Source organism: Phenylobacterium glaciei (assembly GCF_016772415.1).
Taxonomy (GTDB): domain Bacteria; phylum Pseudomonadota; class Alphaproteobacteria; order Caulobacterales; family Caulobacteraceae; genus Phenylobacterium; species Phenylobacterium glaciei.
The window spans coordinates 1,706,839-1,720,169 of the sequence record NZ_JAGSGD010000001.1; the positions used below are offsets into that span (position 1 = coordinate 1,706,839).

At 68.6% G+C, this 13,331-nt stretch carries 11 protein-coding genes; 7 read left to right on the top strand and 4 right to left on the bottom strand.

Annotation, left to right across the window (positions count from 1 at the left end):
- The first annotated feature begins 159 nt into the window (after positions 1–159).
- Together JKL49_RS08255 and JKL49_RS08260 are read left to right on the top strand one after the other, a co-directional pair.
- Entirely contained in the window at positions 160–1,536 is a 1,377-nt protein-coding gene (locus tag JKL49_RS08255) for an MATE family efflux transporter (RefSeq protein ID WP_215339731.1), read from the top strand.
- A gap of 86 nt (positions 1,537–1,622) precedes the next feature.
- A complete protein-coding gene (locus tag JKL49_RS08260) occupies positions 1,623–2,012 on the top strand; it encodes a VanZ family protein (protein WP_215339732.1) in 390 nt (129 codons plus the stop codon).
- On the opposite strand, the gene JKL49_RS08265 is transcribed toward JKL49_RS08260, so the two are convergent.
- Both JKL49_RS08265 and JKL49_RS08270 read right to left on the bottom strand, forming a co-directional pair.
- Positions 2,009–2,911 (bottom strand): cobalamin biosynthesis protein CbiG, encoded by a 903-nt coding sequence (locus JKL49_RS08265; protein ID WP_215339733.1) that lies wholly within the window; start codon positions 2,909–2,911, stop codon positions 2,009–2,011. The genes JKL49_RS08260 and JKL49_RS08265 overlap by 4 nt on opposite strands.
- Positions 2,912–3,039: 128 nt before the next feature.
- Complete coding sequence (locus JKL49_RS08270; RefSeq protein ID WP_215339734.1) at positions 3,040–4,044, bottom strand: NADP-dependent oxidoreductase; 1,005 nt, start codon at positions 4,042–4,044, stop codon at positions 3,040–3,042.
- A 130-nt stretch (positions 4,045–4,174) separates the two neighbouring features.
- Here JKL49_RS08270 and JKL49_RS08275 point away from each other — a divergent pair, with 130 nt between their 5' ends.
- The 3 genes from JKL49_RS08275 to JKL49_RS08285 are packed head-to-tail and all read left to right on the top strand — an operon-like array spanning position 4,175 to position 7,538.
- Positions 4,175–5,101, top strand: coding sequence for a Gfo/Idh/MocA family protein (locus tag JKL49_RS08275; RefSeq protein WP_215339735.1), 927 nt, complete (start codon positions 4,175–4,177; stop codon positions 5,099–5,101).
- A 39-nt stretch (positions 5,102–5,140) separates the two neighbouring features.
- Positions 5,141–5,617 (top strand): glutathione peroxidase, encoded by a 477-nt coding sequence (locus JKL49_RS08280; RefSeq protein ID WP_215339736.1) that lies wholly within the window; start codon positions 5,141–5,143, stop codon positions 5,615–5,617.
- Between the two features lie 7 nt (positions 5,618–5,624).
- Entirely contained in the window at positions 5,625–7,538 is a 1,914-nt protein-coding gene (locus JKL49_RS08285; RefSeq protein WP_215339737.1) for an O-linked N-acetylglucosamine transferase, SPINDLY family protein, read from the top strand.
- On the opposite strand, the gene JKL49_RS08290 is transcribed toward JKL49_RS08285, so the two are convergent.
- A complete protein-coding gene (locus JKL49_RS08290) occupies positions 7,535–8,830 on the bottom strand; it encodes an MFS transporter (protein ID WP_249778056.1) in 1,296 nt (431 codons plus the stop codon). The genes JKL49_RS08285 and JKL49_RS08290 overlap by 4 nt on opposite strands.
- A gap of 55 nt (positions 8,831–8,885) precedes the next feature.
- Positions 8,886–10,571: an AMP-binding protein gene (locus tag JKL49_RS08295; protein ID WP_215339738.1), complete on the bottom strand. Its 1,686-nt coding sequence runs from the start codon at positions 10,569–10,571 to the stop codon at positions 8,886–8,888.
- A 113-nt stretch (positions 10,572–10,684) separates the two neighbouring features.
- Here JKL49_RS08295 and ilvD point away from each other — a divergent pair, with 113 nt between their 5' ends.
- Entirely contained in the window at positions 10,685–12,421 is a 1,737-nt protein-coding gene (gene ilvD, locus JKL49_RS08300; RefSeq protein ID WP_215339739.1) for a dihydroxy-acid dehydratase, read from the top strand.
- A 210-nt stretch (positions 12,422–12,631) separates the two neighbouring features.
- Positions 12,632–13,315 (top strand): aspartate/glutamate racemase family protein, encoded by a 684-nt coding sequence (locus tag JKL49_RS08305; protein WP_215339740.1) that lies wholly within the window; start codon positions 12,632–12,634, stop codon positions 13,313–13,315.
- Positions 13,316–13,331 lie beyond the last annotated feature (16 nt).

A 13,331-nucleotide genomic window follows, 5' to 3' on the forward strand; every position in this document is an offset into this window, starting at 1 on the left:
TGCTGGGTCGCAGGTCCACCCCCGACGACGCGGATCGGCCATTGCGGATGTGCCATTGTTATCACCGGGGTCCAGGAATCTGACCCCTCGGGTCAAGCTTCGCTTGCGAGGCGAGGAGGGTGGCGGCAGGTTCCGCCCCTCTTTGAAATGGTGATCCCCATGGCCGGACCCTCGGCCCCCGCGAACTCCCCGACGGGAGGGCGCGCAAATGTCGTCCGCACCGAACTGGCCGAGCTGCTGCAGCTCTCCTGGCCGGTGGTGCTGTCGCGCCTGGGCATCATGGGCATGGGTTTATCCGACGCCATCGTGGTGGGACGCTACTCGGCGACCGAGCTCGGCTATCACGCCATGGCCTGGGCGCCGACCAGCGTCATCGTCACCATGACCGTGGGTCTGCTCAGCGGCATCCAGGTGATGACCTCGCGCGCCAACGGCCAGGGCCGGCCGGAGATCACCGGCGCGGTGCTGCGCCGGGGGCTGAGCTACAGCCTGTGGATAGGGCTGGTCTCCACCCTGGTGCTGATCGCCGGCGGTCCGGCCTTTCTGCATATCCTCGGCCTGGAGAAGGACCTCGCGGATGGCGCGTCAAAGCCGCTGATCATCTTCGCCCTGTCCATGCCGGGCTACGCCTTCAGCGTCGCCGCCAGTTTCTGGCTGGAGGGGCAGGGCAGGCCCAAGCCCGCGGCGGTGATGATGTGGCTGGCCAATGGCGTGAACCTGGCCCTGGACCTGTTGCTGGTGCCAGGAACCTTCGGCCTGGAGCCGCTGGGCGCCGTCGGCGGGGCCTGGGCGACCACGGGCGCGCGGACCTTCCTGGCGATCGTCCTGCTGATCTATATCGCCCGCATGTCCGACAGCCGCGCCTTGGGCGTCTTCACCAAGCCCGAGCCCGACCTCGCCGCCGAGACCGAGCAGCGGCGCATCGGCTATGGCGCCGGGGCCTCCAACTTCTTCGAGGTGGCCGCCTTCGCCGGCATGAACGTCATCGCGGGCTGGATCGGCGGCCTGGCGGTGGCGGCCTGGGCCATCACCCTGAATGTTGTGGCGATCATCTTCATGGTCCCGCTGGGCCTGTCGACCGGCGCTGCGGTGCTGGTGGGCCGGGCCTATGGCGCGCGCGACACCGCCGCGGTGAACCGTGCGGGCGCCATCGCCTTCGGGGTGACAGCGGTCTTCGGCCTGCTGATCAGCCTGATCGTCTGGCCGGGCGCGCGGCTGATCGCCGGGGCCTATACCCACGACCCCTTGACGCTGGCCATGGCGGCGCCCGCCGTGGCGCTGTCCTGCCTGTTCCTGATCCCCGACGCCGTCCAGGTGGTGGCCGCCCAGGCGCTGCGGGCGCGCGGCGAGGTGTGGATCCCGACCTTCACCCATCTGGCCAGCTATGCGCTTGTCATGGCGCCGCTCGCCTGGTGGCTGGCGATCCCGATGGGAATGGGCTTGAACGGCATCGTTTGGGCCGTGGTGGCCGCCAGCTTCCTGTCGGCGGGCCTGCTGCTGACTCGTTTCCAGTGGCTGAGCACTAGGGACCGCTAGCCCGTCAACTGAGTCTTCACGACGCTGCGCTACAGCTTGGCCACATGAGCAACGGCTTCACATCCAAGGCGACCGCGCGCGTTCTTATGGCCACGCTGGGTCCGGCCTGCCTGATCGCTATGATCGGCCCCTTCCAGGGCGCCGAGAAAGCCCTGGTCCCCTGGGACAAGGCCGCCCACTTCCTGGCCTTCTACGGCCTGACCCTGCTGATGTTCGCGGGCTTCCCGCAGCGTCGGCGGTTTGACCTGGTCTGTCTCGCGATCTTTGCGGGCGCGGCCATCGAGGTGGCCCAAATCCTGACCGGCCGGGACGGGGAGTTCGGCGACCTACTGGCCGACGCCATCGGCGCCTTCGCCGTCTGGGGGCCTGTCTGGCTGGAGCATCATCGCACGCCCCGCGCCGAACGCAGGGTGGGCCAGCGCCGCTTCCGGCCCCAGCCCCGCCTCCGCGCTAGACCGGCCGCCGAAGCCGCCTAGGCTTCGACCCCCAGGATCCAGCCTTCCTCGGACTCGGCGTCTGCCACCACGGCCGGATCGGCGGTCTTGGACGGCCCGAACAGGGCCCCCAGCTTGCCCGCCTCGTCCAGCTTGGCGAAGTGCTCGGCGGTCACCCGCACCTGGGCCTGATCCTTGACCTCACCGGGCAGGGCCTGCGCCTTGTAGAGGCTGGGATAGACCTCGGTGACCACCACCTCGACGCCGTCCAGGTCGGCCTCGGTCAGCGCCTTGAAACCCGTCTCAAAGGGATAGGCCTTCACCGCCTCGCCGCGCGCCAGCTTCAGCCGGCGCACCGCCGGGATGCCCAGGATCGCCTGACCGCCCACCGAGCCGTTGTAATAGAGCTTCCAGATCGAGGCCGCGCCCTTGGCCGCCAGGTCCGCGTGCCGGAACTCCGGCAGGTCATCGGGACCATGGGCCCGCGTGCGCTTGGGCTGCAGGGTGGTGAGCGCATCCTTGGGCGGGCAGCCCCAGAAGGGGAAGGGGCCGCCGGTCATGCGCCGGTTGATCTCCGAACCCACGCCGAAACGGTTGTTGGTGTTGTCGGCCTTGTCCTTGACCATCTTGTCGAGCTGATCCCAGACCGCGCGCCACGGCTGTTCGCCGGCCAGGTTCAGGGCCTTGGCGAAGCCGCGCGGGAAGCCCAGCGGGAAGTCGAAGCCCACCAGGGCGCGCTCCGAGCGCTTCTTGAAGTCGTCCAGGATGCTGGCCAGCAGCTTCTCGGCCTCGGCCCGGGTCGCCGGGTTGTGGCTCTCGAAGGTCAGGCGGAAGCGGACGTCGCGCTTGGCGACGCCGATCCAGACGGAATCTGCGCCCGTGGACGGCTTGGCCGCCGCGCTCCAGTCGACGATCACATAGGCGCTGAATAGGCGGGACAAGGCTACGCTCCGGGGAGGGGAAGTCGGGAGGCTTGTAGACCTTCCCTTCCACCCGGCCAACGTCACAAAAGCGCGTCTTGCCGGTGACCTCCCCGAATGCAGCGCTGGGGCTGACCGGCTCTGCCCGGCTAGGAGAGCTTGACCAGCATCTTGCCGAAGTTGTCGCCGCTGAAGAGGCCCAGGAAGGCTTCGGGCGCCTTTTCGATGCCTTCCTTGACGGTCTGCTTCCACTTCAGCTTGCCGGCCGCCGACCACTCGGCGAGGTCCTTGATGAAGGCGGGCATCATGTCCCAGTGGTTGGAGACGATGAAGCCCTCCAGCCGCAGGTTCTTGCCAATGATCAGGGCCATGTTGCGCGGCCCGGGAACCGGCGCGGTGGCGTTATACTGGGAGATCATTCCGCAGATCGCGAAGCGGGCGTAGGGGGCCGCGGCGTTGAGGGCCGCCTCCAGATGCTCACCGCCGACGTTCTCGAAATAGACGTCGATGCCTTCGGGGGCCGCGGCCATGAGGGCGGCGGTGAGGTCGGGGGTGGCCTTATAGTCGATGGCCACGTCCACGCCGAGTTCGTCCTTCAAGAACTTCACCTTCTCGGCGCCGCCGGCCGAGGCGATGACCTTGTGGCCCTTCAGCTTGGCGATCTGGCAGACCACCGAGCCCACCGCGCCCGCGGCGCCGGAGACGAAGACCACGTCGCCCGGCTTCAGGGCCGCGATCTTCAGCAGACCGACATAGGCGGTCAGGCCAGGCATTCCGGCGACGCCGAGGAAGGCTTCCGGCGGCAGGCCGTGGGTCTCCAGCTTCTGGACCGTGGAGGCCGGGGCATTGAAGGCCTCGCGCCAGCCGTTGCCCGACTGCACCAGGTCGCCGACCTTGAGGCTGGGGTCGTTGGACGCGATCACCTCGCCCACCGCGCCGCCCTGCAGCACTTCGCCGAGCTGGAACGGCGGGGTGTAGCTCTTCACGTCGTTCATGCGGCCGCGCATGTAGGGATCGACCGTCATCCAGGTGTTGCGCACCTGAACCTCGCCAGGCCCGGGCGCCGACAGGTCGACGCTGACCAGGTCAAAATTTGCCGCGGTGGGGAGGCCGACGGGGCGGGTCTTGAGCCGGATTTCGCGCGAGGTGGTCATGGGCGTTTCCTTCGTGGCGGCGGGTTCTGATTTACGACGTAAGCAGATTTCAAACGAACGTTTAATCCGACGGGCCGGTGGCGTCCAGCGCCCACTGCATGTAAGCGCAGGCAAGCTTTCGGAGTGAGTCATGGCGGAAATCTTGCGGGGCGGCGTGATCGGGGCCGGGGTGTTCGGCGGCTATCACGCGCGGCAGTACGCCAACCAGCCGGGCGCGCGCCTAGCCGCCGTCTATGATCCCCATCACACCGCCCGCGCCGAAGAGATCGCCCAGAGCCATGGCGGCAAGGGCTTCGCCGATCTAGAGGCGTTCCTCGCCGAGGTCGATGTCGTCACCGTCGCCTCACCGGGCAGCTATCACGCGGAAGGCGCGCTGGCGGCCCTGGCGGCCGGCAAGCCGGTCTATGTCGAAAAGCCCCTGGCGGTCAGCCTGCAGGACGCCGACGGCATCATCGAGGCGGCCGCCAAGCGCAAGCTGGTGCTGGCCTGCGGCCACCAGGAGCGGGTGGTCTTCCAAGCCATCGGCCTGTTCGATGTGCCCGAGCAGCCCCTGCGGCTGGAGGCGGTGCGCCACGGGCCGCCGTCGGAGCGCAGCCTGGATGTTTCGGTGGTGCTGGACCTGATGATCCACGACCTGGACCTGGCCCTGTCGCTCAGCGCCGGTCAGCCTTTGGCGGTGGAGGCCACGGGGGTCCGCGACTTCAGCGGCGGCTGGGACCAGGCCCGCGCCGAGGTCAATTTCGACAATGGCTTCCTGGCGGTGTTCGACGCCTCGCGCATGGCGCCGGCCCGCAAGCGCACCATGAAGGTGGTCTATCCCTCCGGCGAGCTGGAGATCGACTTCCTGACCCGGGAGTTCCGCAATACTACGGGCTTCCCGCTCAACCCGGACTTCGCCGACACGCCGGGCGCCAAGGACCCCCTGGGGGCCAGCGTCGCGGGCTTCCTGGCGGCCGTGCGCGGCGACTCTCCGCGCCCCGTCGTCACCGGCGAGGAAGCGGCCCGTGCGCTTGACCTGGCCCTGGCGGTGGAACAGGCGTTGGAGGACGCCGGGTAAGCGGTTTAGCCTGCACGCAATCTTTTGGAGGAACACGCCATGTCCGACGCCTATGATTTTTCGTTCAAGTCCATCGATGGCGCGGCCCTGCCGCTGACCACCTACAAGGATAAGGTCGTGCTGGTGGTGAACACCGCGTCGGCCTGCGGCTTGACCCCGCAGTACGAGGGGCTGGAGAAGCTCTACACCGACTACAAGGACAAGGGCCTGGTGGTGCTGGGCGTGCCCTGCAACCAGTTCATGGGCCAGGAGCCGGGGACCGAGGCGGAGATCAAGGACTTCTGCGAGACGAAGTTCAACATCGACTTCCCGCTGACCTCCAAGGAAGACGTCAAGGGCGACACCGCCCACCCGTTCTACAAGTGGGCCCTGGCCGAGCTGGGCGAGTCCGCCGACCCGGCCTGGAACTTCCACAAGCTGCTGGTGGGCAAGGACGGCAAGCTGATCCGCGCCTTCGGTCCCCGCACCGAACCGCTGGCGCAGGAAGTCACCGCCGCGGTCGAAGCGGCGCTCTAGGATCCCGATGAATAACGAGTCTCCGCCGCCTCAGCCGGCGGCGGGGGACCCCGTCGCCAACTTCCGCGAGGCGGTCCGCCTGCACGGCCTTGGGCAGCTGGATGAGGCTGAGGGCTTCTATCGCGCGGTGCTGGCGCGGTCCCCGGTGCATCCCGAAAGCCTGCTGAACCTGGGCCTGATCCTCAAGGGGCGGGGGCAGTACGACACCGCCCTGTCGCTCTGGCGCACCTCGGTGCTCAACAATCCTGGCCAGGCCTCGGCCCATGTGGCCACCGGCAAGGTGCTGGCCATGCTCGGGCGGGTCGCCGAGGCGGTGCGGGCGTTCGAGGCGGCGTTGGCGATCGACCCTCGCGATGTCGACGCCCTGAACTGCCGAGGCAACGCCCTGTCGCGCCTGGGCCGCCAGGCCGAGGCCCTGGCCAGCTACGAGCAGGCCCTGGCGATCCATCCCAACTATGGCCTGGCGGTGGTCAACCGCGCCAATGTCCTGGGCGCCCGGGGACAGGCCGAGGCGGCGGTGGCCGGCTATCAGCGCGCCCTGGCCTTGGGTGAGCGACAGCCCGAGATCCTGGGGGCCAAGCTCTTCCAGCAGTTGCAGATCTGCGACTGGTCCGACTACGAACTGGCCACCTGGGAGATCGCCCACCGCATCGGGGGCGGCGAGCCCGCCGACCTGCCCTTCAGTGTGCTGTCCCATTCCGACGACCCGGCCGTGCAGCTGGCCTGCGCCCAGATCCACGCCAAGGCCCGGTTCGCCCGGCCGCCGCCGCCGCTGTGGACCGGCGAGACCTACGCCCACGACCGCATCCGGGTGGCCTATGTGTCGTCCGACTTCCGCAACCACGCGGTCGCTCACCTGATCGCGGGCCTGTTCGACCGGCATGATAAGACGCGGTTCGAGATCACCGGCTATGCGCTGGGCCCCCGATCCGACGACGCCAAGCGTCAGCGCATCCGCGCGGCCTTCCCCGTCTTCCATGATGTCGCCCAGGTCAGCGACCTGGAGGTGGCCAGGATGATCCGGGCGGCGGAGACCGACATCGTCGTCGACCTGAACGGCTACACCACCCACTGCCGGCCAGGCATCTTCGCCTGCCGTCCGGCGCCCATCCAGATCAACTATCTGGGCCATCCCGGGACCATGGGCGCCGACTTCATCGACTACATCGTCGCCGACCGGCACGTGATCCCGGCCGGTGCGGAGCAATTCTACAGCGAGCAGGTGATCCGCCTGCCCCACAGCTATCAGGTCAACGACCACGACCGGGTCGTGCCGCCGCAAACCCCGACGCGGAGGGAGGCGGGCCTGCCGGACGCCGCCTTCGTGTTCGCCTGCTTCAACGCCAACTACAAACTCAGCCCTGCGGTATTCAGCGTCTGGATGCGACTGCTGAACCAGGTTCCGGGAAGCGTTCTGTGGCTGCTGGAATCCAACCCCGCCGTGGTGCGTAATCTGCGGGCGCAGGCCCAGGCCCGCGGCGTCGATCCCGGCCGGTTGGTGTTCGCGCCCAAGGTGACGCCGGAAGCCCATCTGGCTCGCCACCGCCTGGCCGACCTGTTCCTCGACACCCTGCCGTACAACGCCCACACCACCGCCAGCGACGCCCTGTGGGTCGGCCTGCCGCTGGTCACCTGCGCGGGCCAGGGCTTCGCCGCGCGGGTGGCCGTCAGCCTGCTGGAAGCGGTCGGCCTGCCCGAGCTGATCACCGAAAGCCTGGAGGCCTATGAGGCCCAGGCGCTGGAGCTGGCCACCCAGCCGGCGCGGCTGGCGGACCTCAAGGCCCGGCTGGCCGCGAGCGTCCAGACCGCGCCACTGTTCGACACCGACCTCACCCGACGCCACATCGAGGCGGCCTACACCATAGCCTGGGCACGCCATCAGCGCGGCGAGCCCCCGAAAGCCTTCGACGTCGAACCCTAGTCCTCGACGATGCGGCTGTGCTTGCGCGTGTCGCGCATGAAGACATAGACCAGCAGCGAGGCCCCGATCACCACGGTGACGTAGGTGAAGAACCAGGTCTCGTGGCCCTTGGACTTGAACCACAGGGCGACATATTCCGCCGTCCCGCCGAACAGGGCGTTGGCGAGCGAATAGGGCAGGGAGACCCCCAAGGCTCGAACCTCGGTGGGGAAGAGCTCGGCCTTCACCACCCCGTTCACCGACGAATAGGCCGCCACGATCAACAGGGCGCCGGCGGTGATGGCGAAGGCTGCCAGGGGGTCGCGGGTCCCGGCCAGGGTCGAGAGGATCGGCCAGGTCAGGGTGACGCCCGCCACCCCGAAGGCGATCAGCAGCGGGCGCCGCCCGATCCGGTCCGACAGGGCGCCAAGCAGCGGCTGGGCCAGCATGAACACCACCAGGGCGCAGGCGGTGATGGCTGTCGCGGTGTCCTTGGAGAAGCCCGAGGTGTTGACCAGGAACTTCTGGATATAGGTCGAGTAGGTGTAGTAGCCGAGCGTCCCCCCGGCGGTCAGGCCCATCACCAGCAGGCTTTCGCGCGGGTGGGTGGAGATGAGCTTCCAGGTGCTCATGCGCTCGCCGGTGCGGGCATGGAAGGATGGGGTCTCATGCATCCCGCGCCGGAACCAGAACACAGCCAGCGCCAGGGCGCCGCCGATGAAGAACGGCACCCGCCAGCCCCAGGCCTGCATGTCGTCCTTCGACAGCACCGCGCTCAGGATGACCAGGGTGCCCACCGCCAGCAGCTGGCCGCCGATCAGGGTGGAGTAGAAGATCCCCGACCAGAAGCCGCGGTTGGTGCGGCCGGCCATCTCCGACATGTAGGTGGCGCTGGTGCCGTACTCGCCGCCCATGCTGACGCCCTGCAGGATGCGGGCGGTGACCAGGACGACCGGCGCCCAGACGCCGATCTGGGCGTAGCCGGGGCAGAGCGCGATGATCAGTGACCCGAAGCACATCAGGCTGACCGAGGCGACCATGGCCGCCTTGCGTCCCACCCGGTCGCCGTAAAGGCCCATCAGCCACGCGCCCACCGGCCGCGCGAAGAAGCCCACCCCGAACACGGCCGCCGCGTTCAGCAGCTGGGCGGTCTGGTCGCCGTCCGGGAAGAACACCTTGGCGAAATAGAGGGCGAAGGCGGCGTAGACGAACCAGTCGTAGGTCTCCACCAGGTTGCCCGCCGACCCGGCCAGGATCGACTTCAGCCGGTCCCTGGCGCGCACGGGCGCCTCCGCCGTCATCTCAATGGCCATGTTCGCGCCCCCCAAAAGCGGGGCGGATACGAGCCCGTTTCGGCGCGGAGTTCAACTAGGCCGTCTGCGCCACCGTCAAACCCAGCTCGGCGATCATCTGGTCGCGGATCAGGAACTTCTGCACCTTGCCGGTGACGGTCATGGGGAAGGCGTCGACGAAGCGGACGTAGCGGGGGATCTTGTAGTGGGCGATCTGGCCGCGGCAGAAGTCCGTGACCTCGGCTTCGGTGGCGGTCTCGCCGGGCCTGAGGCGGATCCAGGCGCAGAGCTCCTCGCCGAAGCGGGGGTCGGGGACGCCCACCACGGTGACGTCCTCGATCTTCGGATGGCGGTAGAGGTACTCCTCCACCTCGCGGGGGTAGACTTTCTCGCCGCCGCGGATGACCATGTCCTTGATGCGGCCCACGATGTTGCCGTAGCCGGCCGCGTCGATGACCGCGAGGTCGCCGGTGTGCATCCAGCCGTCGGCGTCGATGGCCTCGGCGGTCTTCTCCGCGTCGTCCCAGTAGCCGAGCATCACGGAGTAACCACGCGTGCACAGTTCACCGGTCTCGCCGCGCGGCAGCGTGTTCCCTTCCAGGTCGACGACCTTGCATTCCAGGTGCGGCTGGACGCGGCCGACGGTGCCGACGCGGCGGTCCATCGGGTCGTCCTGGGCGCTCTGGAAGCTGACCGGCGAGGTCTCGGTCATGCCGTAGGCGATGGTGACGCCGCTCATGTGCATCCGCCCGATCACCTGCTTCATCACCTCAACGGGGCAGGGGGAGCCGGCCATACAGCCGGTGCGCAGGGACGACAGGTCGTAGGTGTCGAAGTCGGGGTGGCCGAGGGTGGCGATGAACATGGTGGGCACCCCGAACAGGCCGGTGCAGCGCTCGGCCTGGACGGCCTCCAGCACCGCGACGGGATCGAAGCCGTCGGAGGGGTAGACCATGGCCGCGCCGTGGGTCAGGCAGCCCAGATTGCCCATCACCATGCCGAAGCAGTGGTAGAGCGGCACCGGCAGGCAGAGGCGGTCACCGGCCATCAGTCCTATGGCCTCGCCCACGAAGAAGCCGTTGTTGAGGATGTTGCGGTGGCTCAGCGTCGCGCCCTTGGGCAGGCCGGTGGTGCCGCTGGTGAACTGGATGTTGATGGGGTCGGTCGCCTTCAGGGTCGGCTCAATGGCGGCGAGCCGCAACATGTCGGCCGTCGCGGAGAGACCAGGAACGGCCTCGAAGGGCAGCCAGCCCGACCTTAAGTCGCCGCCGATCTGTATTACAGTTTTAAGTTGTGGAAGGCGGGCCGAGACGATCTGGCCGGGTTGGCTGGAGGCGATCTCCGGAGCCAGACTGTCGATCATGTCGGCGTAGAGGCTGGTCTTGAAGCTTTCGGCCGCCACCAGGGCCTTAACCCCCACCTTGTTCAGGGTGTATTCCACCTCGGAGAGCCGATAGGCGGGGTTGATGGTCACCAGGATCAGGCCGGCGCGGGCGGCGGCGAACTGGGTCAGGCTCCACTGCGCCTTGTTGGGAGACCAGATGCCGATGCGGTCGCCGGGCTCGAGGCCCAGCGCCAGCAGTCCGGCCGCCATGGCCGTTGAGTGACCGTCAAGGTCCCGCCAGGTCCAGCGGATCGCCTGGTGAACGGAGACCACCGCCTCCTGGTCGGGCCAGCGGCGGGCGGCCTCGGCCAGGGCCTGTCCGATGGTGTCCTCGCGCAGAGATGGGCTCTTCGCGCCGCGTGCGATGGCGTCGTCCATGTCGATGTCCTCCCAGCCAGAGCTTCGCCCAAGTTCGCGCTCATGACCATGCGGGGTTCCAACGCCGCCCCCCGCCCGGTACGGAAAGAGCTCGTTGAACGGAGGCCGCCACCATGACCCGCAAGCCCGATGGAACCTGGGACAAGTCGAACCTTCCCAGCCGCCACGTGACCGAGGGCCCGGCGCGGGCCCCGCACCGGTCGTACTATTACGCCATGGGCCTGGGCAGTCGCGAGATCGCCCAGCCCTTCGTCGGTGTGGCCTCCTGCTGGAACGAGGCCGCGCCCTGCAACACCGCCCTGATGCGCCAGGCGCATGCGGTGTCGGAAGGCGTGAAGGCGGCCGGCGCGACGCCGCGGGAGTTCTGCACCATCACCGTCACCGACGGCATCGCCATGGGTCACGAGGGGATGCGCTCGTCCCTGGTCAGCCGCGACGTCATCGCCGACTCCGTGGAGCTGACCATGCGCGGTCACGGCTATGACGCCCTGGTGGGCATCGCCGGCTGCGACAAGTCCCTGCCGGGGATGATGATGGCGATGCTGCGGCTGAACGTGCCCAGCGTCTTCCTCTATGGCGGGTCCATCCTGCCCGGCTCGTGGCAGGGCCGCGACGTCACGGTGGTGGACGTCTTCGAAGGCGTCGGCATGCACTCGGCCGGCAAGATGAGCCTGGAGGACCTGTGCTCCCTGGAGCAGCACGCCTGTCCGTCTGACGGCGCCTGCGGCGGCCAGTTCACCGCCAACACCATGGCCTGCGTGTCCGAAGCCATCGGCCTGGCCCTGCCGCTCTCGGCCTCGCTACCCGCGCCCTATCTGAGCCGCGACGCCTATGCGGTGGCCTCGGGCGAGACGGTGGTCCGCCTGATCGCCGAGCAGCTGCGCCCGCGCGACATCGTCACCCGCAAGTCCTTCGAGAATGCGGCGGCCGTGGTGGCCGCCACCGGGGGCTCCACCAATGGCGGCCTGCACCTGCCGGCCATGGCCCACGAGTGCGGCATCGAGTTCACCCTGCGCGACTTCGCCGAGATCGCTCAGCGCACCCCGCACATCGCCGACCTGAAGCCCGGCGGCCGCTTCGTGGCCAAGGACATGGGGGAGGCCGGCGGCATGCCCATGCTGCTGAAGACCCTGCTGGAGGGCGGCTTCATCCACGGCGACTGCATGACCATCACCGGCAAGACCATCGCCGAGAACGTCAAGGACGTGAAATGGCGCGACGACCAGGTGGTGATCCGCAAGGTCAGTGAGCCGCTCTCCCCCACCGGCGGCGTGGTGGGCCTGTGGGGCTCGCTCGCCCCCGACGGCTCAATCGTCAAGGTGGCGGGCATGACCAGCCACCGCAGCCATCGTGGGCCCGCCCGTTGCTTCGACGGCGAGGACGCGTGCTTCGCCGCCGTTGAGGCCGGCGACTACCTGGACGGCGACGTCCTGGTGATCCGCTATGAGGGCGCGCGCGGCGGCCCCGGCATGCGCGAGATGCTGTCCACCACCGCGGCGCTCTCGGGTCAGGGCCGGGGCGACAAGGTGGCCCTGATCACCGACGGCCGCTTCTCCGGTGGCACGCGCGGGCTTTGCGTGGGCCACATCGGGCCTGAGGCCCAGCTGGGCGGGCCCATCGCCCTGATCCAGGACGGCGACATCATCAACATCGACGCCGACGCCGGCATTCTCGACCTGGAGGTCGATCCCATCGAGCTGGAGAACCGCCGCCGTCACTGGGAACCGAAGGTCACCAACTACAACTCCGGCGCCCTGTGGAAGTACGCCCAGATCGTCGGCCCCGCCCACAAGGGCGCGGTGACCCATCCCGGCGCGGCGGGGGAAACCCACGTCTACGCGGATCTCTGAGGCTGGTGGGCGGTCGCGTGACTTAGATCCTCCCCCAGCGCCTTGGCGCGATGTGGGGGAGGTGGCGCGGACCGCAGGTCCGTGCCGGAGGGGGATCAACGTAGTTGACCTTCATCTCAGCAACACGAGAGTCAAAGTCCCCCTCAGGCGCTTCGCGCCAGCTCCCCCAGAAGGGGAGCATCTTGGAGCTGTGACCCTGGAGAGATCGCGATGAAGACGCTGGGCTTGCTGGGCGGGATGAGCGCCGAGAGCACGACGCTCTACTATGCGGAGCTCAACCGCCTGGTCCGCGAGCGGCTGGGCGGACTTCACTCGGCGCAACTACTGCTGTGGTCGGTGGATTTCGCCGGCATCGCTGCGCTGCAAGCGGCCGGCGACTGGGACCAGGCGGGCGCGGTGCTGGCCGACGCGGCCAAGCAGCTGGAGGGCGCGGGCGCGCAGGCCATCCTGATCTGCGCCAACACCATGCATCTGGTGGCTGACCAGGTGCAGGCGGCGGTGAGCGTGCCGGTCATCCACATCGCCGACGCCACGGCGAACGCTGTGAAGGCGGCGGGCTGTTCGCGGCCGCTGCTGCTGGCGACGAAGTTCACGATGGAGAAGGACTTCTATCGCGGGCGGCTGGCGGCTCAGGGCGTTGAGGCGGTGGTCCCGGAGCAGGCCGACCGCGACCGGCTGCACGCCATCATCTATGACGAGCTTTGCCAGGGGGTGATCTCGGCGGCCTCGAAGGCGGAGGTCCTGGCCATGATCGCCAAGGCGGGCGACGCTGACTGCGTGATCTTCGGCTGCACGGAGATCGGGCTGCTGCTGGCGCCGGGGGACGTGACGGCGCCGGTGGTGGATACCGCGCTGGTGCATGCGCGCGCGGGCGTGGATTTCGCGCTGGGGTGAACCTCACACGGCTAAG

Excerpts from the sequence above, each read along its gene's own strand:
- JKL49_RS08255 (WP_215339731.1), top strand. The coding sequence starts at position 160 with ATGGCCGGACCCTCGGCCCCCGCGAACTCCCCGACGGGAGGGCGCGCA.
- JKL49_RS08280 (WP_215339736.1), top strand. The coding sequence starts at position 5,141 with ATGTCCGACGCCTATGATTTTTCGTTCAAGTCCATCGATGGCGCGGCC.
- JKL49_RS08305 (WP_215339740.1), top strand. The coding sequence starts at position 12,632 with ATGAAGACGCTGGGCTTGCTGGGCGGGATGAGCGCCGAGAGCACGACG.
- JKL49_RS08275 (WP_215339735.1), top strand. The coding sequence starts at position 4,175 with ATGGCGGAAATCTTGCGGGGCGGCGTGATCGGGGCCGGGGTGTTCGGC.
- JKL49_RS08290 (WP_249778056.1), bottom strand. The coding sequence starts at position 8,830 with ATGGCCATTGAGATGACGGCGGAGGCGCCCGTGCGCGCCAGGGACCGG.
- JKL49_RS08295 (WP_215339738.1), bottom strand. The coding sequence starts at position 10,571 with ATGGACGACGCCATCGCACGCGGCGCGAAGAGCCCATCTCTGCGCGAG.
- JKL49_RS08285 (WP_215339737.1), top strand. The coding sequence starts at position 5,625 with ATGAATAACGAGTCTCCGCCGCCTCAGCCGGCGGCGGGGGACCCCGTC.
- JKL49_RS08260 (WP_215339732.1), top strand. The coding sequence starts at position 1,623 with ATGGCCACGCTGGGTCCGGCCTGCCTGATCGCTATGATCGGCCCCTTC.
- JKL49_RS08270 (WP_215339734.1), bottom strand. The coding sequence starts at position 4,044 with ATGACCACCTCGCGCGAAATCCGGCTCAAGACCCGCCCCGTCGGCCTC.
- ilvD (WP_215339739.1), top strand. The coding sequence starts at position 10,685 with ATGACCCGCAAGCCCGATGGAACCTGGGACAAGTCGAACCTTCCCAGC.